Here is a 17193-nt window from a genome sequence, read left to right as displayed (position 1 = left end):
AGAGGTATGGATTTCTCCATACCTCTCGCGGGGCGCGGGCGCCGCGGGCCCGGCCGGCGCTCTCAGGCGCGGTTCGCGAAGCGCTCGAGGAGGTTGGCGTCCCCGCCGACCACGAGCACGTCGTCGGCGGAGACGAGGGTGTCCGTGCGGGCGTACTCGAAGGGCTCGCCCGGGCTCATGAGGCCGAAGACCGTCACCCCGTAGCGGGAGCGGATGCGCGCCTCGCCGATGGTGAAGCCGTGCAGCTCGGCCGGCGGGCGCATCTTGACGATGGTGAAGCCGCCCTTCTCCATCTCGATGTAGTCGAGCATCCGGCCCGACACGAGGTGCGCGGCGCGCTGCCCGGCGTCGAACTCGGGGTAGACCACGTGGTGCGCGCCGATGCGGCGAAGGATGCGCCCGTGCGCGCGGGAGATCGCCTTGGCCCAGATCTGGGGGGTCTCCAGGTCGACGAGGTTGCCGGCGATGAGCACGGAGGCCTCCAGTGAGGAGGCGACGCCGACGACGGCCGTCCCGAACTCCGTGGCGCCGAGCTGCTCGAGGGCCTCGACGTCGGTGGCATCGGCCTCCACCAGGGGGATGCGCCCGGTCCACTGGCGCACGATGGCTGGGTCCCGCTCCACGGCCAGGACCTCCCGGCCCAGGCGGTCGAGGGTGGCGGCGACGGCGGAGCCGAAGCGGCCCAGGCCGATGACGAGGGTCGAATCGGTGCGTGAGGCGGCGGGTGCCATGTCTGCTCCTGAGGATGATCGGCGGCGGGAGGGGACGCTTCCGTCACCGAGATCGTACTTTCGGTGTCGACTTCGGGTGGGTAAGGGTACGAACTCGGCGTCAAAGTGACGAACTCGCGGGAATGCCCCACGGCGGCTCAGCCGATGAGCGGGCGCTCCTCGGGCATGCGGATGACGCGGCGTCGCTCGCGCAGGGCCAGGGCGCTGGCCGCCGTCATCGTCCCGACGCGGCCCACGAACATGAGCGCGATGATGACGTACTTGCCGCTCGTGGGCAGGATCGGCGTGATGCCCGTGGACAGCCCGACCGTCGCGAAGGCGCTGATGACCTCGAACAGCACGCGGTCCAGGGACAGCCCCGTGATCTCCAGGAGCAGCAGGGACGCCACGCCCACCACGCACGAGCCGATGAAGGCCACCGCCACGGACAGGCGCACGGCCTGCGGCGTGATCCGCCTGCCGAAGATCTCGATGTCCTCATCGCCCCGCGCCTCCGCGACGATCGCCATGAGCAGGATCGCGAAGGTGGTCACCTTGATGCCGCCCGCTGTCGACGCTGAGCCGCCGCCCACGAACATGAGCGCGTCCTGGAGGAACCAGGTCGCCTCGTGCATATGGTCGGTGTTGATGAGGCTGAGGCCCGAGGAGCGCGAGTCGACGCCCATGACGAGGCCGTTGAGGATCTTGCCCCCGATGGACATCGGGCCGAGCGTGCTGGGGTTGGTCCACTCGAAGGCCGTCAGCGTGATAGCTGACCCGGCTGCCAGCAGGGCGTAGGTGGATAGGGTCAGTTTCGTGTGCAGGGTCCACTGCCGCGGGCGACGGCGGCGCCGGACCATGTCGAGCACGACGGGGAAGCCGAGCGCCCCGACGAAGGTGCCCACGGCGATCGGCAGGCCCATCCACCAGTCGGAGGCGTAGGGCTCCAGGCCCTCCGGCATGATGACGAAGCCCGCGTTGTTGAAGATGGACAGCGACATGAACGCCGAGTACCACAGCGCCTTGGGCAGGGACTCTCCCAGGGTGAGGAAGCGGGGGAGGAGCACGATGGCGAGGATCGCCTCGGCCCCCAGGGCGGTGATGACGACGGCGCGCAGCAGGGAGGCGACGTCGCCCAGGCGGGACTGGTTCTCGCTGGCGGCGAGCATGCGCTGGGTCAGGCCCACATGCCGGTTGACGGCGAAGGACAGCAGCGAGGCAAGGGTCATGACGCCCAGGCCGCCGATCGCCGCCCCAAGGATGATGACCACCTGGCCGAAGGTGGACCAGTAGGTGGCGGTGTCCACCGTGGTCAGGCCGGTGACGCAGACCGAGGCCGTCGCGGTGAACAGTGAGTCGACGAGGCTCGTCCCGTGCCCCGACGCCGTGGAGATCGGCAGGGCGAGGAGAGCCGCGACCGCTCCGATGATCGCCGCGAAGATGACGACGGCGAGCCGCGCCGGGGAGAAGCGGGCGGCGCGCGCCAGGCGGTCGTAGAGGCCCAGCCGCACCAGAAGCCCCCGCAGCCCGGTGGTCGGGCCGCGGTCAGCGGGCAGGAGCGCCGCGTCCTCGGGCGCGGTGCTCAGCGCGGAGAGGGGGCCCTGGGGCTGCCGGGGCGACGTGTTGGATGAGGGCACGGGCACATTGTGTCCCCTTCCGGGGTCCGCGCGCGCGACTGCGGCACCATTCTTTCCTCTTGACCTCGGGCGTTGTCGTGACCAAAATGTGACCTGCAACGGTTGGTGCGCCTGGGAACGGAATGGACGTGTGCGCCTGGTGGGACAGGCGTTATATTGAGCCCAGTCCTGCGCGGCGCCGACCGCCCGAGCGGGAGGGCGCATGCCCCGCGAGCCTCGAGCGCCCTCCAGCGCCGGGCACCGCCCGCTGCGCACATATCCGAACCTGACCGACGGGATCCGCATCCATGGCACCTGCCCTTCCCAGTCCTGCCGCCTCCGGCGCGCCCTCCTTCCTCACGGTCGCGGAGGTCGCCGCCATGCTGCGCGTCTCCAAGATGACCGTCTACCGCATGGTCCACTCCGGGGACCTGCCCGCCATGCAGGTGGGCCGCTCCTTCCGGGTCCCCGAGCGTGCGGTGACCGAGTACCTCTCCGCCGGCCTGGGTGACTGGGGCCACGAGGAGACGGAGGCTTCGGGGTCCTGAGACCCGCTAGAATCACCGGGTCACATGAGTGACCGGGTCGAGACATCCCATGGGGGCTCGCTAGCGCCCTCGTCATCGCCCGGTCACCACGCCCGTCCGGCCGCGCGACGGCCCGCCTCCGGCCCTCCGGTGGCACGGTCGGGCCCCGGCAAGCAAGACTGCGAGGAAAACCCATGGGTTCTGTCATCAAGAAGCGCCGCAAGCGGATGGCCAAGAAGAAGCACCGCAAGCTCCTTCGCAAGACGCGTCACCAGCGCCGCAACAAGAAGTGACCCGCTCCCCGGAGCCCAGTGAGGCTCCCGCCCCGGGCGTGCCTACGCGCGCCCGGGCGCTGGGCGGCCCAGCGCCGTCCTCCCTGGCCGAGCTCACCACCCTGCGCATCGGCGGCCCCATCGGGCACTACCTCGAGGCCTCCACGGAGGAGGACCTCGTCGAGGCGATCCGCCAGGCCGACGCCTCGGGAACACCCCTCCTCGTCGTCGGGGGCGGTTCCAACATCGTCGCCTCAGACGCCGGATTCGAGGGCCTCGTCCTGCGCGACGGCCGTGAGGAGGTGCGCGTCGTCTCCGAGTCCGCCTGCGGCGGCGTCGAGATCACCGCCACCGGCGGCGTCGCCTGGGACGACCTCGTCCACCAGGCCGTGGCCAGCGACTGGGCCGGATTCGCCCCCCTGTCCGGCATCCCCGGATCCGTGGGCGCCGCCCCCGTGCAGAACATCGGCGCCTACGGCGCCGAGGTCGCCGAGCTGCTCGCCTCTGTGCGCGCCTGGGACCGCCTCGCCGGACGCGTCGTCCACCTGCCGCTGGCGGACCTCCACCTGGCCTACCGCGATTCCGCGATCAAGCGCTCGCTCACGGATGCCTCCATCGGCGGCGGGCGCACCTGGGGGCCGACGGGCCGCTGGGTGGTCCTCTCGGTCGGCTTCCACGTCCGCCAGGCCAGCCTCGCCGCCCCCATCGCCTACAACCAGCTCGCCGCCGCCCTCGGGGCCGAGCTCGGCGCGCGCGTCCCCGCCGCCGACGTCCGCCAGGCCGTCCTCGGCCTGCGCCGCTCCAAGGGCATGGTCCTCGACGACGCCGATCACGACACCTGGTCCGCCGGCTCCTTCTTCACCAACCCGATCCTCACCGACGCCCAGGCCGCGGCCCTGCCCGACGACGCCCCCCGCTTCCCCGTGGCCGATCACTCGCGCCCCACGGATACGCTGGCGGGCGCGCCTGTCGTCGAGGGACTGGTCAAGACGAGCGCCGCCTGGCTCATCGACCACGCGGGCTTCGCCAAGGGCTTCGCACTGGATGGCGCGCCGCGGGCCTCGCTGTCCACCAAGCACGTCCTCGCCCTGACCAACCGGGGCGGGGCCAGCGCCGCCGACCTCGTCGCCCTGCGCGACGCGGTGGTCGACGGCGTGCGCGAGCGCTACGGCGTCACACTCGTCCCCGAGCCCGTCCACGTCGGCTGGTGAGCCAGCCAGTCGTCCACCTCGGCCAGCCAGCGCCGCTTGGATGACTCACTGGCCAGGCTCGCCCGGATCGAGCTTCGCGCCAGATCCGCCAGCGCGGCGTCGTCGAGACCCTGCGAGCGGGCGATCTCGTACTGATCGGTCAGGCGCGAGGAGAAGAGCAGCGGGTCGTCCGCGCCGAGCGCCACCTGCGCGCCGTGCTCGATGAGCGCGCCCAGCGGCACGTCCCCGGTGCGGTGGTAGACCCCGAGGCACACGTTCGACGCCGGGCACACCTCCAGGCTGATTCCCGCCGCCACGATCTCATCGAGCAGCGCCGGGTCCTCACTCGCGCGCACCCCGTGGCCCAGGCGCTGCGGGCGCAGCGCGGCGGCGACGTCGCGCACATGCTCGGGCCCCAGCAGCTCGCCGCCGTGGGGGAGCGAGGCCAGGCCCGCGCGCCGCGCGATCGCGAAGGCGGGGGCGAAGGCCGAGGTCTCCCCGGTCCGCTCATCATTGGAAAGCCCGAAGCCGACCACCTGTCCCGGGCCCTCGCCCGCGTGCCGGGCGGCCAGGCGGGCCAGGGTTCGGGCGTCGAGCGGGTGGCGGATGCGGGAGGCCGCCACGATGATCGCCACCTCGATCCCGGCCAGGGCGGTGGCCTGCGCCGCGGCGTCGAGGATGATCTCCAGGGCGGGCGTGATCCCGCCGACGAAGGGCGCGTACGACGTCGGGTCCACCTGCATCTCCAGGCGCCGGGACCCCTCGGCCGCGTCGTCGAGCGCGGCCTCCAGCACGAGGCGTCGCATGACCTCCTCGGAGTCCACGAGGTGGCGGGCGGTGTCGTAGGCGCGCTGGAAGCGGAACCAGCCGCGATGATCCGCTGGGACATGCAGGGGGTCGCCGTCCAGGAGAGAGGAGGGCAGGCGGGCGCGCGACGTCGAGGCCAACTCGGTGAGTGTGTCCAGGCGCATCGAGCCCGTGAAGTGCAGGTGGAGGTGCGCCTTGGGGAGGGATCCGAGATCGCGCTGGCCAGGGCCGGTCCGCGGGAGCGCGGTCCGCCCATCGGGGGAGGTCGGCGCCGTCGTCACGGAGGATGCGGAGGGCGCGGTGGACCCGGGGAGCGCGGTGGGCACGGCGGCGATTCTCCCACGAGGACCGCCCGTTGATCGGATGTGCGCCGGCGCCGAGTGCGGCAGACTTGTCGGCATGAGTCCATCGTCGGCATCCCGCGAGCCCGAGGAGGTCGCCCTCCTCACGGGCCCCCGAGCGGCATCCGTCCTGTCCGCGGCCCTCGCCCCCGCGGGCAGGCGCTTGGACTCCTGGGAGGTCCACTCCGTCCACCACCGCCCGGGCGCGGGCGTGTCCGTGGGCTACACCGCCGTCGTCCTGTCCGCTGACGGGCGCCGCTCCACCGAGTACCTCTGCGCGACGACGGCGCGGCTGACCAACCCGCAGGCGCCCGGGCTGACCCGTGTGGCGCCCACCGGTGGGGATGGGCCGGCCGTCCACGTATGGCGCCATCCCGGGGACCCCGAGCTGCCCGCCCTGCCAGTGGCCTGCACGCCCTCCCTGCTCTCCCAGCGCCTGGGCTCACCGGTCAAGGCGATGATGGTGGCCTACCGGCCCACGCGCCGCGCGGTGGTCAAGGTGACCTTCGCCGATTCCTCCACCGCCTACGCCAAGGTGCTGCGACCCTCCCAGGCGAAGGCCTTCGCCCACCGCCACCGCCTCCTCACCGCGGCCGAGGTCCCCGCCCCCGAGGTGCTGCGGGACGACCCCGACGGCCTCGTGCTGCTGTCCACCGGCAAGGGGACCTCCTTGTCTGGGCTGCTCAGCCGCGGTATGGACGCCGAGCAGGCCACCCGTGTCTTCAACCATCTCACCGGGCTGCTCGACGCCCTCCCGCACGCCTCCCTCGACCTGCCGGTCCACCCGGCGTGGTCCGACCGCGCCCGCCACTACGCCCACGCCGCGGCCACCGTCCTGCCCGAGCACGCCTCGCGGGCCCGCGCCATCGCCGACGGTGTCGCCCAGCTCATGGCCACTTCGGACCCCGGCCCGGTGGTCCCGGTCCACGGCGATTTCTACGAGGCCAATGTCCTCATGGATGGCGAGGCCGTCTCCTGCCTGCTCGACGTCGACTCGCTCGGGCCCGGGCGGCGCGTGGACGATCTGGCCTGCCTGCTCGGGCATGTGAGCGTGCTCGACCACCTCGCCCCCGCCTCCTACCCGCGCCTGCGCCCGGCCCTGGAGACCTGGACACGCCTGGCGGAGAAGCAGGTGGACCCCGTCGCGCTGCGGGCGCGCGCAGCTGGCGTCGTGCTCTCCCTCGTAGCGGGCGCCCGGCGCGAGGACGGCGGTCCGTGGCGCTCCGACGCCGAGGGCCGCCTGGCACGCGCTGAGACCTGGCTCGCCCAGGCCCGCGAGCTCCAAGCCCGCCGCGGCCCCCACTGACCGAGACCGGTTCGGGAGGGCGCCTCATGGCATCCACGGGGCCGACGGCGCGCCCCGGCCGGGTGCTTCTCGCACTAACGGTTGCGTCTAGCATCGACGGGTGCGGCCAGCACCGGTGGGTGCGCGCAGCACCGAGGGGTGCGTTCTCAGCGCACCTGTCGGTGCTCAGCGCACCTGTCGGTGGAGAGTGTCGCCGTCGTCGTATCCGGGAAGGCCTCCCACCTGGGAGGCGAGTGCTCAGGCGACCTCGGCCAGGAGCTTCTGGAGCCGCCCCACGCCCTCGACGATCGCGTCGTCGCTCGTGGCGTAGGACAGGCGCAGGAATCCGGACGGGCCGAAGGCCTCGCCGGGCACCACCGCGACCTCGGCGTGCTCCAGGGCCAGGGAGGCCAGCTTGGCGGAGGAGTCGATGACCGTTCCGCGCAGGGACTTCCCGATGAGCGCCTCGATGCTCGGGTAGGCGTAGAAGGCGCCCCGCGGCGTCGGGACGGCGAGGCCGTCGATGGCCGAGAGCATCTCCACCATGACCTTGCGGCGCCGGTCGAAGGCCTCGCGCATCCGCGCCACGGCGGACAGGTCGCCGGCCACCGCCGCGAGCGCGGCCCGCTGGGAGACGTTGGCGACGTTGGAGGACAGGTGCGACTGGAAGTTCGTGGCCGCCTTGATGACGTCGCTCGGGCCGATCATCCAGCCCACGCGCCAGCCGGTCATGGCGTAGGTCTTGGCGACGCCGTTGAGGACGATCGTGGTGTCCGCCAGCTCGGGGACGAGCGCGACGATGTGGGCGGTGGCGGCGCCGTCGTAGAGGAGGTGCTCGTAGATCTCGTCGGTGATGACCCAGACGCCGTGCTCGAGGGCCCACTGCCCGATGGCGGTGAGCTCGGCGGGCGTGTAGACCGAGCCGGTGGGGTTCGACGGCGAGCACAGGAGCAGCAGCTTCGTGCGCTCGGTGCGGGCGGCCTCGAGCTGCTCGACGGTGACCTTGTACTCCTGGTCCGCGCCGGCGAAGACCTCCACCGTCACCCCGCCGGCCAGGGCGATGACCTCGGGGTAGGTGGTCCAGTAGGGGGCGGGCAGGAGGGCCTCGTCGCCGGGGTCGAGGATGGAGGCGAAGGCCTGGAAGACGGCCTGCTTGCCACCGTTGGTGACGAGGATGTCGTCGGGGGAGACCTCGTAGCCGGAGTCCCGCAGGGTCTTGGCGGCGATGGCCTCGCGCAGCGCGGGTAGGCCCTTGGCGGGGGAGTACTTGTGGTTGGCGGGGTCCTTGGCGGCGGCGATCGCGGCCTCGACGATGTAGTCAGGGGTGGCGAAGTCGGGCTCGCCGGCGCCGAAGCCGATGACGGGGCGGCCAGCGGCCTTGAGGGCCTTGGCCTTGGCGTCGACGGCGAGAGTGGCGGAGGGGGCGATGGCGGACAGGCGCGCGGAGACCCGGCGCGCGGGGGAGGTGCTCACTGTGTTCACAGCGCCCATGCTCCCACGGGCCGTGTTATCCGCTTGTCATGCGGTCAGCCCGGCCCTGGCCTGCCCTGCCCCGCCCTGCCCGCCCCCTCGTCGAGACCGGGCGATCAGCACGGCGAAACCGAGCGAACAGCACCGCGAGATTCGCGCTCGCGGGCCGGGCCGAGGCTGCGGCCCGGCCCCGCGCCCTCACGCCAGGGACATGAAGAGCTTCTCCAGCCGCGCGGTGTCCAGCGTCCCGCCAGTGGGGTCCTCCGCCAGGCAGGTGTGCATCCCGGAGGCGATGACGGCGAGCCCCGCGCGGTCGACCGCTTTGCTCACCGCCGCGATCTGCACGACGACATCCTCGCAGTCGCGGCCCTCCTCCACCATGCGGATGACGGCGTCGAGCTGCCCGCGGGCCCTCTTGAGGCGGGCGAGTGTGGGGCGCAGATCCGTGGGGTCGAGCGTGCTCATCGTCATTCCTCCTTCGCCGGGGGCGCCGCGGCGTCGTTCTCGGCGTCGTTCTCCCGCTCGCTGGCGCCGCCAGCCGCGGACCAGGTGCGGTAGCCGCCGCCGAGATTGCGCGCCTCGCGCCGCTCCTGGAGGAGGATACGGGTCGCGACGTGGCCGCGCAGTCCCACCGGGCAGCCGACCACGAGCGGCCGGTCGGGCAGGTCGCCGAGGTGATCCGCGCGCACGCCGAGCCTGTTGGAAATCCGACGCGAGACCGGGCGAACAGCACGGCGAGATTCCGATCTGTGGAAAACCGCCCGGTTTCGCGGTGCTGTTCGCCCGGTCTCGGCGAGGGAGAGGGGGAGGGGGCGGGGTGTGGATCAGACGCGAGTGGCGTCGAGGATGTGGGTGAGGAAGGCCAGGCGCTGCGCGGGGGTGGCCTCGGGTGGCACCTGGCACTTCGCGCCGAGGTAGGAGGCCGGGGCGATGGGCCCCTCGGAGCCCTCGGCGGGCTCCAGCGCGGCCAGCGCGCAGGCGCGCACATCCTCCGCGCTCATCACCGAGCCCGGCTCATCGACGTCGAGGGGCAGGTGCCCGTCCATCCACGCCTTCGCGTAGCGGGTGTCCTCGGGCCCGGCCCCGGAGAACATGACCCCCTCCAGCACGCCGGCGGCCCGGGCGAGGCGCACGTGCTCCAGCGCGGTGGCGGCGTCGCGCGCCTCGAGGGCCGAGCGCCCCCAGTTGAGGGACATGCGCACCCGGGGATGATCGAGGACGCGCACGACCTCCAGCTCCTCATCGATCCCGAGCAGGCGCTTCTCGCCCAGATCGGGCGCCACGAAGGCGTCGCAGTGCTCCAGCAGGAGCAGCGCGCCGCCCCAGTCGTAGTCGACGATCCGCGACAGCGACTCCCCGAAAGCCTCGGCACTGTGCGCCACGCCGGGCTCCCCTGACGGCGCGGAGTGGATCTCGACGGCGGCCACGACGTCGCGGCCAGCGGCCTCCCGCAGGGCCTCGACGCCGTCGCGCACCGAGCGGGTGAAGGCAAGGGCGTCGGCGCGCCCCTGGCGGTCGGTCGAGGCGAGGCCGAAGGTGCCGGTGGCCCACACGCGCATCATGGTGCCGGGAATCGCGGTGACGATATTCCGATCCCAGTGGGGAGCGAGCTGGGAGGCCAGCCAGGGAAGGCCGGCCGACCCCGCGAGGTCGTCCCGGAAGGGGATCTCGAGCCCTCGCACGCCCGGGACGCGCGCGAGGAGGCGGTAGTACTCCTCCTGGGCCTCCTGGGACTCGGGCAGCGAGGCGTAGGCGCCGAGGATCGACTCGGGCGCATCATGGCGCGGGAGGGTCGTAGCGGTGTCCTGGGCAATGGTCATAGCGGTCTCCTCCTAGCGGGGCCGGGCAGTGCCGGGGCTGCTCAGGAGCAGTGCTCGGGGGTGAGTGGAGCGCGCTCGCGGGCTGTCGGCGGCACGGCTGATCGGACATCGGACAACGGGGCCCATGATAGACCGGAGTCGGACACGCTGTCCGCTCCCCGCCCGTCATTCGGGTGCGCGCAGTGGTGCAGCCCACCCCCGTCCTGTTTCCACTCCCGCATGAACCTGTGGCAGGATGGGTCACCGCTGAAGGGCAGTGGCGCAATTGGTAGCGCACCGGTCTCCAAAACCGGCGGTTGTGGGTTCGAGTCCCGCCTGCCCTGCTGAGAACGGCGGATCTGTCGGGAGATCCCGTCGGTTCGTCTTCTCGTCCCGTCAGGGATGGCAAGGTTTCGGACCGTCGAGCACCCGAGGATCGTGAGAATGAGCGAGAGCGCCTCCAAGGACGCATCCACGCGCAGTGGCAACCCCATCAAGCGTGTCATGCGATTCATCCGCCAGGTCGTCGACGAGATGCGCAAGGTCATCTGGCCCACGAAGAACGAGCTGTGGACCTACTTCGTCGTCGTTGTCGTCTTCATTGTCGCGATCATGGCCTTCACGGGCATCCTCGACACCATCTTCGACCGCCTGGTCCTGTGGGGCCTCGGCTGAGTCCCGCCGCGCCCAGCGCCCACCCGTCAGCCTGAAGAAGCCAGTGGAAAGCAGGTACACCGTGTCCGAAGAGACGCTCGAGGAAACCGCTGTCGAGGAGACCAGTGGGGCCGCCAGCGCCGTCGACGCCGCCCAGGAGCCCGTCGAGGAGGCTGCCGACGACGCCCCCGCCGTCGACCCGCTGGAGGACTTCCGCAAGGAGATGTCCTCCCTGCCCGGCGAGTGGTACGTGCTGCACACCTACTCCGGCTACGAGCGCCGCGTTGCCGCGGACATCAAGGCCCGCGCCGAGAACTTCGAGATCGAGGACTACGTCTTCGACGCCGTCGTCCCCATGGAGACGGTCATCGAGATCAAGGCCTCGAATAAGAAGAAGGAGGTGTCCCGGGTCCGCATCCCCGGCTACGTGTTCGTGCGCATGGACCTGGACGACCCGGAGACCTCCGACCGCGTGTGGCGCACCATCAAGGACACCCCGGCCGTCACCGGATTCGTGGGGGACCGCTACAACCCGGTGCCGCTGACCTTCGAGGAGGCCGTCTCCCAGCTCGGCCCCACCCCGGAGGAGGTCGCCGCCAAGCAGGCCGCCAGCTCCAACGAGAGCCCCGAGGAGGGCGCGGCCACGCAGGTCGCCGCCGGCGGCCAGGTCTACGAGGTCACCTTCTCCGTGGGCGAGTCCGTCATCGTCACCGACGGCCCCTTCGAGTCCCTTCCTGCCACGATCTCCGAGATCCACCCGGACACCCAGAAGCTCCAGGTGCTCATCTCCCTGTTCGGCCGCGACACCCCGGCCGAGCTCTCCTTCACGCAGGTCTCCAAGATCTGAGGCAGCCGGCCCGGCGGGCCCCGGCGCCTGGGCGCCGCCGGCCGCGGGCCTCAGCCGCCCCCGGTGCCCGGTATCACAGCCCGAACGCTTGTGATACCGGGCACCGGGCGCTATCGGGGTGCTTCGCGGGGGCTAGGATGGGCCCTCGTGCGTGCTCCTACGCGCACCGCCGCACGGCAGGCGTGCGGCATCCGGACAAGAAAGACCCATACACATGGCACCCAAGAAGAAGGTCTCTGGGCTCATCAAGCTCCAGATCCAGGCCGGCGCCGCGAACCCCGCGCCGCCGATCGGCCCCGCGCTCGGTCAGCACGGCGTCAACATCATGGAGTTCTGCAAGGCGTACAACGCCGCCACGGAGTCCCAGCGCGGCAACGTCATCCCCGTTGAGATCACCGTCTACGAGGACCGCTCCTTCACCTTCGTCCTCAAGACCCCTCCGGCCGCCGAGCTCATCAAGAAGGCCGCTGGCGTGGCCAAGGGCTCCTCGACGCCGCACTCCGCGAAGGTCGGCTCGATGACCGCCGCCCAGGTGCGCGAGATCGCCGAGGCGAAGATGGCCGACCTCAACGCCAACGACATCGAGGCCGCCTCCAAGATCATCGCCGGAACCGCCCGCTCGATGGGCATCACGGTCGAGGCCTGAGGCCCCGGCACCCCATCCAAGACCCCCGTGGAAGGGCCATGCGCGGCCCGTTCACCACGACTGCCAAGGAGAAGCAGATGACCAAGCGCAGCAAGGCCTACCGCGCCGCCGCTGAGAAGATCCAGTCCGGGATCCTCTACACCCCGGCCGAGGCCGTGAAACTGGCCAAGGCCACGTCCGTGACGAAGTTCGACTCCACCGTGGACGTCGTCCTCCGCCTGGGCGTGGACCCCCGCAAGGCCGACCAGATGGTGCGTGGCACCGTGTCCCTGCCGCACGGTACTGGTAAGACCGCCCGCGTCATCGTCTTCGCCCAGGGCGAGCGGGCCGAGCAGGCCCTCGCCGCGGGCGCCGACGAGGTCGGCGGCGACGAGCTCATCGAGAAGGTCGCCAAGGGCTGGACGGACTTCGATGCCGCCGTCGCCACCCCGGACCTCATGGGCAAGGTCGGTCGCCTGGGCCGCGTGCTGGGCCCCCGTGGCCTCATGCCCAACCCCAAGACCGGCACCGTGACGATGGACGTGGCCAAGGCCGTCAATGACATCAAGGGCGGCCGTATCGAGTTCCGCGTGGACCGCGCCGCGAACCTCAACTTCATCATCGGCAAGTCCTCGTTCACCGAGGCCCAGCTCGAGGACAACTTCAAGGCCGCCCTCGAGGAGGTCCTGCGCCTCAAGCCGTCGACGTCGAAGGGCCGCTACATCCTCAAGGCCACCATGGCCACGACGATGGGCCCCGGCATCCCGATGGACGTCACCAAGGCCTGATCGCCTCTGACAGCGCGCTCGACGGCGCCGCCCGCCCCACGCCGGGGCGCGCGGCGCCGTCGTCGCTCCCCGCTGTCTCCGCCCCGGGAGAGCCGAGCAGTGAGCGATCACACCGCGCCCCAGGCCGCTCCTGGCTTGCGCCGCAGTGCTCCCAGCGGGCAAAGTGTCCTTTGCCAAAGACCGCAGGTCTCCCGCGCGAGCGGGACCAAGTCCGCCACGGGCGGAGCCGGCGCAGGTGAGACGAGACCGCTCCAGCATCGCTGGACCCCGAGCCCCGTGCCCACCGGCGCGGGGCTTCTTCCGTGAGGGGCGCTGCGGCAGACCACGGAAGGAGGGCCCATGGCACGGCCTGACAAGGAAGCGGCTGTTGCCGAGATCGCGGACAAGTTCCGCGCCTCCGGCGCCGTGCTGCTGACTGAGTACCGCGGGATGAGCGTTGCCCAGCTGAAGACGCTGCGCCGCTCCCTCGCCGGTAACGCCGAGTACACCGTGGTGAAGAACACGCTCGCCGCGATCGCCGCCCGCCAGGTCGGCTTCGAGGCTTTCGCGGAGGACCTCAAGGGCCCCACGGCCCTCACCTTCGTCACCGGTGAGCCGGTGGAGGCCGCGAAGGCCCTGCGTGACTTCGCCAAGGACAACAAGGAGCTCGTCATCAAGGGCGGTGTCATGGATGGCTCCGTGCTGTCCGCCGACGGCGTCGACAAGCTCGCATCTCTCGAATCCCGCGAGGTTCTGCTCGCCAAGGCCGCGGGCGCTATGAAGGCGTCCCTGTCCAAGGCTGCTTGCCTCTTCGCCGCACCGGCCTCCAAGGCCGTGCGCACCGTCGACGCCCTGCGCGACAAGCAGGAGGCCGCGGCCTGATCCAGGCCGCGTGCGTCATCCCCCATCCTGCCCGCGCAGGAACCACTTAACCAGGAAGGAACGCCCATCATGGCGAAGCTGACCACCGACGAGCTCATCGAGGCCTTCAAGGAGCTCACCCTCATCGAGCTGTCCGAGTTCGTCAAGGCTTTCGAGGAGACCTTCGACGTCACCGCCGCCGCCCCGGCCGCCGTGGCCGTGGCCGCCGCCCCCGGCGCTGCGGCTGCCGGTGGCGACGCCGCCGAGGAGAAGACCGAGTTCGACGTCATCCTCGAGGCCGCTGGCGACAAGAAGATCCAGGTCATCAAGGAGGTGCGCGCCCTGACCTCCCTCGGTCTGAAGGAGGCCAAGGACCTCGTCGACGGCGCCCCGAAGCCCGTCCTCGAGGGCGTTGCCAAGGACGCCGCCGAGAAGGCCAAGGAGCAGCTCGAGGGCGCTGGCGCCACCGTCACCCTCAAGTGAGCCCATCCCCGACGCCGGTGCGCGCCCACGTGGCCTGAGCCGGCGGGGGAGCCGCGAACACCGCTGGGCCCCGACCACCGCGAGGTGGCCGGGGCCCAGTCGCGTCTTGAAGGCGCTGGGGGTGACCGGGAAGAGCAAGGCGCCGAGGAACGTGGCTGGGTGCGCGGAGGGCTGCAATGACGCGGAAAGGGGCGCGGGATGGGGCGGCTGCCCCTGGCCCCCTGGCGACCTGCTGAGGTTCGATCGTGCCATGAAGGACTCCGGACGCATGGACACGACCTGTAGGAAGCCGAAGGGCCGCCGCAACGGCGAGAGCGGCCAGACGCTCGTCGAGCATTCTGGGATGGCCATCGTGGTAGCAGTGCTGATTGCTGCCATCATCGCGGCCGGACTGGGGACCGCTGGTACGGATATCAGCAAGGCCATCGTCTGCAAGATCGAGAGCGCGATCTCCCAACTAGGCGGAGGTGCTCCGCTCAACTGCGGCTCCGGTGATGACAAGGCGGATGATAGGAAGCCGAAAGGGCCTTGTGTTGTCTCAGAGAACTCTCGTGAGAAGAGCGTGAGCGGGACCTTCTTCGTCACCCTCGAAGGCGGCGAGCGGCTTAAGGTCGAGCAGATGAGCGACGGCACCTACAGGATCACGAGGACGTATAAGGGTGATGTGAGTTACGAGTTCACATCGCCTGGCATTAGCGCGAGCGGTACATGGGATGACCAAAGTCGCGACCATAGCTTTGGCGGAAAAGGAGGCAAGGGCAATAAGGGGGGATCGAGTGGAAAAGGATCGAAGAAAGCTGGCCTTGATGTAGAAAAAAATGCTGCCGCTGAGGTTGGTGCGACCGGGGAGTACTCCACCACGTATGAGGTCGGATCTAAGGAAGAGATGGAGCGGATGGTTGACTACTTCCAGAATCAGATCACCAATGACACTACGCCGGTGATTGGGCCGGTGAAAGGCATTTATGATTATGTGACCGATTCTCATGGGGCTCGAACCTACAAACTCCCCGAGCCAAAATCGCACACCGTGGAAGGTGGTGTCCGTGGTGGTATCAGCGGGAGTGCGAATGCTGGACCAGCGTCTGTTGGAGCGAAGGCGGATCTATCGGGAGCGCTGGGGGCGACCTTCGACGCTGATGGCAGTGCCACCTACTACTACAAGGCCAATGTGTCTGCGAGCGCCGATGGTACTATCCAGATCAATCCCGCCGCGGTCTCTGATGTGCATGGCCAGGCTAATGGGACGATGGAGACGATGATCGCGGTGAAGGTGGATGCGAATGGAAAACCGTTGACGACAACGATGACGGCTCTTGTCAATGGTGAGGTCAAGGGTGAGATCCTCAATCCGCTCATCGGTGATGACCCTGGGATCAGCAAGGAAGGTGGTCAGGTTGTCGAGACCCAGGTGGATATGACAAATCCTGAGTCTGCCGCAAAAGGATACAGCCTTATGCTTGCCGCTGGGATCCCGGTGGTTGGGGCGGCGCAGATGCTGGCCGGCCACAACCCGTATCAAGAGTTTGTCGAAGAGGCTAAGGCCAATGGCCAGGTGACGAAAAGGAAAGTTGTCACCGACGACAATACCAATCTCGCTCTCGACCTCTCCGCGAAGGGGGACGGCTTCAACTTCGGGGTCGGATATAAAGATGAGAGCAAGTCTGTGAACTACAGTGATGGTGAATATTGGGATGGTACGAAGTGGGTGCCGTGGGAGGGCTGCTAGTCTGGGTGTGGCAGGTGTCGCTCGCGACGCCGCCGAGAATGAAGGAGAGTGGGATGTACTCACGTAGGGACATGGGTAGGCTCGTTCTGGCAGGAGGTGCCGTTGCTGTGCTGACAGGCTGCGGATCGGACAATGCGGGTGGCGAGGCGGCTTCGTCGACCTCCGCGGATCAGACGGGATCGGCTGCGGCTCCGACTCCGGCGGAGTGGAGGGCCGCCAGTGAGGTTCCCGTGGCGCCGGATCTGCCGTCTCGTGAGGTCAAGCCCACGTCTCCAGGGGGTAAAGCGCTTCAGATGTATGGACTGACCTTGACGGTTCCTGAGGCGACCGCGTCTCAGGAGTGGACGGATGCCTACGGCGCGCTGGAGACGACCGTCTGGCCTGATGGCGCGGGCACGGAGATCCCGCGGATCCTTGTCACCTACGCGGATGACGCGGGGCGCGACCTCAGCGCCGAGGGGTATGCTCAGGAGACCCTTCTCATGAGCCCGACGCGTGAGAACACCTATGTTGCGAGGACTTCTGAGACCTGGCCGATGGGCGATCAGGAGGTTGAGGCGATTGTCATTAGCTGGACTCATTCCGACGGAGGTTCTGGAGGTGCGACACCCCGGACTGTTGATCAGGTGTGCTTCTATATTTCCGATGGGGACAAAGGGTTCTGGCGGTTGATTGCAATCTCCGAGCCTGGGGGGTTGGCGCAAGGAACGTCCCTATGGGATATTCTGTTCAGCGCAGTCGTCAAGAAAGGATGATCGGTGACGCGCGAGATTCACGCTCGGAACCTCCTGGTTGTGTCTGTCGGGAGTTTTGTCTCTGTTCTTTTGTATAATCTCATCGTCGTTGCTATCCCAGGTCTTGCGAATGCGTTCGGACTCATCGGCGCTAACACCGGCATCCCCGTGCTGTTCTTCGTCATCGAGGGAGTGAGGCAGGCTATTGTCTCTCTAGTCGGGCTGATCTGGCTCCGTCGGCGAGAGGGATACCCAGCCCGTTTGACGGGACTCGCGTACGGCGTTGCCTACGGGGTGATCACAGCACTGCTCGTGCTCCTCTTCCAACTGTTGACCACCGGAGAGACGAACCAGGCGATGCTGCATGACGCCGTGGCCATTCTGATCGGTGCCGGGCTTGGTGTCCTCCTTGTCAAGCCGAGCGCGCGTGTATGACTTAGGGGGCGATGAGGGGTGATCGCTGGGGCGCTCGCCCC

The 17193-nt window shown here is 69.6% G+C and carries 20 protein-coding genes and 1 tRNA gene; 14 read left to right on the top strand and 7 right to left on the bottom strand.

What is annotated here, in order from left to right; all coding sequences use genetic code 11:
- Nucleotides 1-62 precede the first annotated feature (62 nt).
- Together A1QA_RS0102595 and A1QA_RS0102590 are read right to left on the bottom strand one after the other, a co-directional pair.
- Nucleotides 63-731, bottom strand: coding sequence for a potassium channel family protein (locus tag A1QA_RS0102595; protein WP_017177372.1), 669 nt, complete (start codon nt 729-731; stop codon nt 63-65).
- A gap of 137 nt (nt 732-868) precedes the next feature.
- The gene (locus A1QA_RS0102590; protein WP_017177371.1) at nt 869-2353 is read right to left on the bottom strand and encodes a TrkH family potassium uptake protein; all 1485 of its coding nucleotides are present in this window, start codon (nt 2351-2353) and stop codon (nt 869-871) included.
- Nucleotides 2354-2634: 281 nt separating this feature from the next.
- Here A1QA_RS0102590 and A1QA_RS0102585 point away from each other — a divergent pair, with 281 nt between their 5' ends.
- The 3 genes from A1QA_RS0102585 to A1QA_RS0102575 all read left to right on the top strand — a co-directional run bounded on the left by A1QA_RS0102585 (nt 2635) and on the right by A1QA_RS0102575 (nt 4336).
- Nucleotides 2635-2874 carry a helix-turn-helix domain-containing protein gene (locus A1QA_RS0102585; RefSeq protein ID WP_017177370.1) on the top strand — a complete coding sequence of 80 codons (240 nt, stop codon included), beginning with the start codon at nt 2635-2637 and terminating at the stop codon, nt 2872-2874.
- 173 nt (nt 2875-3047) lie between these two features.
- On the top strand, nt 3048-3146 hold the full coding sequence (locus tag A1QA_RS15225; protein ID WP_003792170.1) for a 30S ribosomal protein bS22: 99 nt from the start codon (nt 3048-3050) through the stop codon (nt 3144-3146).
- The gene (locus A1QA_RS0102575; RefSeq protein WP_017177369.1) at nt 3143-4336 is read left to right on the top strand and encodes a UDP-N-acetylmuramate dehydrogenase; all 1194 of its coding nucleotides are present in this window, start codon (nt 3143-3145) and stop codon (nt 4334-4336) included. Before A1QA_RS15225 ends, A1QA_RS0102575 begins: the two co-directional genes overlap by 4 nt.
- Here A1QA_RS0102575 and A1QA_RS0102570 read toward each other — a convergent pair.
- A complete protein-coding gene (locus A1QA_RS0102570; protein ID WP_051000541.1) occupies nt 4291-5286 on the bottom strand; it encodes an adenosine deaminase in 996 nt (331 codons plus the stop codon). The two genes, A1QA_RS0102575 and A1QA_RS0102570, sit on opposite strands and share 46 nt — an antisense overlap.
- 235 nt (nt 5287-5521) lie before the next feature.
- Here A1QA_RS0102570 and A1QA_RS0102565 point away from each other — a divergent pair, with 235 nt between their 5' ends.
- Complete coding sequence (locus tag A1QA_RS0102565; protein ID WP_026048628.1) at nt 5522-6769, top strand: phosphotransferase; 1248 nt, start codon at nt 5522-5524, stop codon at nt 6767-6769.
- Nucleotides 6770-7006: 237 nt separating this feature from the next.
- Here A1QA_RS0102565 and A1QA_RS0102560 read toward each other — a convergent pair whose 3' ends face one another.
- The 4 genes from A1QA_RS0102560 to A1QA_RS0102545 form a co-directional block, all read right to left on the bottom strand.
- Complete coding sequence (locus A1QA_RS0102560) at nt 7007-8239, bottom strand: pyridoxal phosphate-dependent aminotransferase (protein ID WP_017177366.1); 1233 nt, start codon at nt 8237-8239, stop codon at nt 7007-7009.
- Between the two features lie 177 nt (nt 8240-8416).
- Complete coding sequence (locus A1QA_RS0102555) at nt 8417-8683, bottom strand: metal-sensitive transcriptional regulator (protein ID WP_043507987.1); 267 nt, start codon at nt 8681-8683, stop codon at nt 8417-8419.
- Nucleotides 8684-8685: 2 nt separating this feature from the next.
- On the bottom strand, nt 8686-8907 hold the full coding sequence (locus tag A1QA_RS0102550) for a rhodanese-like domain-containing protein (RefSeq protein ID WP_017177364.1): 222 nt from the start codon (nt 8905-8907) through the stop codon (nt 8686-8688).
- Between the two features lie 135 nt (nt 8908-9042).
- Entirely contained in the window at nt 9043-10038 is a 996-nt protein-coding gene (locus A1QA_RS0102545) for a DUF4862 family protein (protein WP_017177363.1), read from the bottom strand.
- A 250-nt stretch (nt 10039-10288) separates the two neighbouring features.
- Here A1QA_RS0102545 and A1QA_RS0102540 point away from each other — a divergent pair.
- The 10 genes from A1QA_RS0102540 to A1QA_RS0102495 all read left to right on the top strand — a co-directional run bounded on the left by A1QA_RS0102540 (nt 10289) and on the right by A1QA_RS0102495 (nt 17152).
- Nucleotides 10289-10361: transfer RNA gene (locus A1QA_RS0102540), tRNA-Trp, on the top strand.
- 100 nt (nt 10362-10461) lie between these two features.
- The gene (gene secE / locus A1QA_RS0102535; RefSeq protein ID WP_017177362.1) at nt 10462-10692 is read left to right on the top strand and encodes a preprotein translocase subunit SecE; all 231 of its coding nucleotides are present in this window, start codon (nt 10462-10464) and stop codon (nt 10690-10692) included.
- Nucleotides 10693-10753: 61 nt separating this feature from the next.
- Entirely contained in the window at nt 10754-11518 is a 765-nt protein-coding gene (gene nusG / locus A1QA_RS0102530) for a transcription termination/antitermination protein NusG (protein WP_017177361.1), read from the top strand.
- A gap of 214 nt (nt 11519-11732) precedes the next feature.
- Nucleotides 11733-12164, top strand: a complete 432-nt coding sequence (gene rplK, locus A1QA_RS0102525; protein WP_017177360.1) for a 50S ribosomal protein L11 — start codon at nt 11733-11735, stop codon at nt 12162-12164.
- 77 nt (nt 12165-12241) lie between these two features.
- Nucleotides 12242-12931, top strand: a complete 690-nt coding sequence (gene rplA, locus A1QA_RS0102520) for a 50S ribosomal protein L1 (RefSeq protein ID WP_026048625.1) — start codon at nt 12242-12244, stop codon at nt 12929-12931.
- A 339-nt stretch (nt 12932-13270) separates the two neighbouring features.
- Nucleotides 13271-13792: a 50S ribosomal protein L10 gene (gene rplJ / locus A1QA_RS0102515; protein ID WP_017177358.1), complete on the top strand. Its 522-nt coding sequence runs from the start codon at nt 13271-13273 to the stop codon at nt 13790-13792.
- Between the two features lie 69 nt (nt 13793-13861).
- The gene (rplL, locus tag A1QA_RS0102510; protein WP_017177357.1) at nt 13862-14254 is read left to right on the top strand and encodes a 50S ribosomal protein L7/L12; all 393 of its coding nucleotides are present in this window, start codon (nt 13862-13864) and stop codon (nt 14252-14254) included.
- A gap of 250 nt (nt 14255-14504) precedes the next feature.
- A complete protein-coding gene (locus A1QA_RS15700; RefSeq protein WP_154652202.1) occupies nt 14505-15983 on the top strand; it encodes a hypothetical protein in 1479 nt (492 codons plus the stop codon).
- Nucleotides 15984-16276: 293 nt separating this feature from the next.
- Nucleotides 16277-16738, top strand: coding sequence for a hypothetical protein (locus A1QA_RS0102500; RefSeq protein ID WP_017177355.1), 462 nt, complete (start codon nt 16277-16279; stop codon nt 16736-16738).
- Between the two features lie 3 nt (nt 16739-16741).
- Nucleotides 16742-17152, top strand: coding sequence for a hypothetical protein (locus A1QA_RS0102495; RefSeq protein WP_017177354.1), 411 nt, complete (start codon nt 16742-16744; stop codon nt 17150-17152).
- The last annotated feature ends 41 nt before the right edge of the window (nt 17153-17193 follow it).

This window comes from Actinomyces timonensis DSM 23838, assembly GCF_000295095.1.
Taxonomy (GTDB): Bacteria; Actinomycetota; Actinomycetes; order Actinomycetales; family Actinomycetaceae; genus Actinomyces; species Actinomyces timonensis.
Note: the sequence above shows the minus strand (reverse complement) of the source record. Positions and strands in the feature narration are given on the sequence as shown.

Bases quoted from the DNA above. Each gene is read 5' to 3' on its own strand.
- A1QA_RS0102595 (WP_017177372.1), bottom strand. From the start codon at position 731: ATGGCACCCGCCGCCTCACGCACCGATTCGACCCTCGTCATCGGCCTG.
- A1QA_RS0102585 (WP_017177370.1), top strand. From the start codon at position 2,635: ATGGCACCTGCCCTTCCCAGTCCTGCCGCCTCCGGCGCGCCCTCCTTC.
- A1QA_RS15225 (WP_003792170.1), top strand. From the start codon at position 3,048: ATGGGTTCTGTCATCAAGAAGCGCCGCAAGCGGATGGCCAAGAAGAAG.
- A1QA_RS0102570 (WP_051000541.1), bottom strand. From the start codon at position 5,286: ATGCGCCTGGACACACTCACCGAGTTGGCCTCGACGTCGCGCGCCCGC.
- A1QA_RS0102565 (WP_026048628.1), top strand. From the start codon at position 5,522: ATGAGTCCATCGTCGGCATCCCGCGAGCCCGAGGAGGTCGCCCTCCTC.
- A1QA_RS0102560 (WP_017177366.1), bottom strand. From the start codon at position 8,239: ATGGGCGCTGTGAACACAGTGAGCACCTCCCCCGCGCGCCGGGTCTCC.
- A1QA_RS0102555 (WP_043507987.1), bottom strand. From the start codon at position 8,683: ATGAGCACGCTCGACCCCACGGATCTGCGCCCCACACTCGCCCGCCTC.
- A1QA_RS0102545 (WP_017177363.1), bottom strand. From the start codon at position 10,038: ATGACCATTGCCCAGGACACCGCTACGACCCTCCCGCGCCATGATGCG.
- secE (WP_017177362.1), top strand. From the start codon at position 10,462: ATGAGCGAGAGCGCCTCCAAGGACGCATCCACGCGCAGTGGCAACCCC.
- rplK (WP_017177360.1), top strand. From the start codon at position 11,733: ATGGCACCCAAGAAGAAGGTCTCTGGGCTCATCAAGCTCCAGATCCAG.
- rplA (WP_026048625.1), top strand. From the start codon at position 12,242: ATGACCAAGCGCAGCAAGGCCTACCGCGCCGCCGCTGAGAAGATCCAG.
- rplJ (WP_017177358.1), top strand. From the start codon at position 13,271: ATGGCACGGCCTGACAAGGAAGCGGCTGTTGCCGAGATCGCGGACAAG.
- rplL (WP_017177357.1), top strand. From the start codon at position 13,862: ATGGCGAAGCTGACCACCGACGAGCTCATCGAGGCCTTCAAGGAGCTC.
- A1QA_RS15700 (WP_154652202.1), top strand. From the start codon at position 14,505: ATGAAGGACTCCGGACGCATGGACACGACCTGTAGGAAGCCGAAGGGC.
- A1QA_RS0102500 (WP_017177355.1), top strand. From the start codon at position 16,277: ATGTATGGACTGACCTTGACGGTTCCTGAGGCGACCGCGTCTCAGGAG.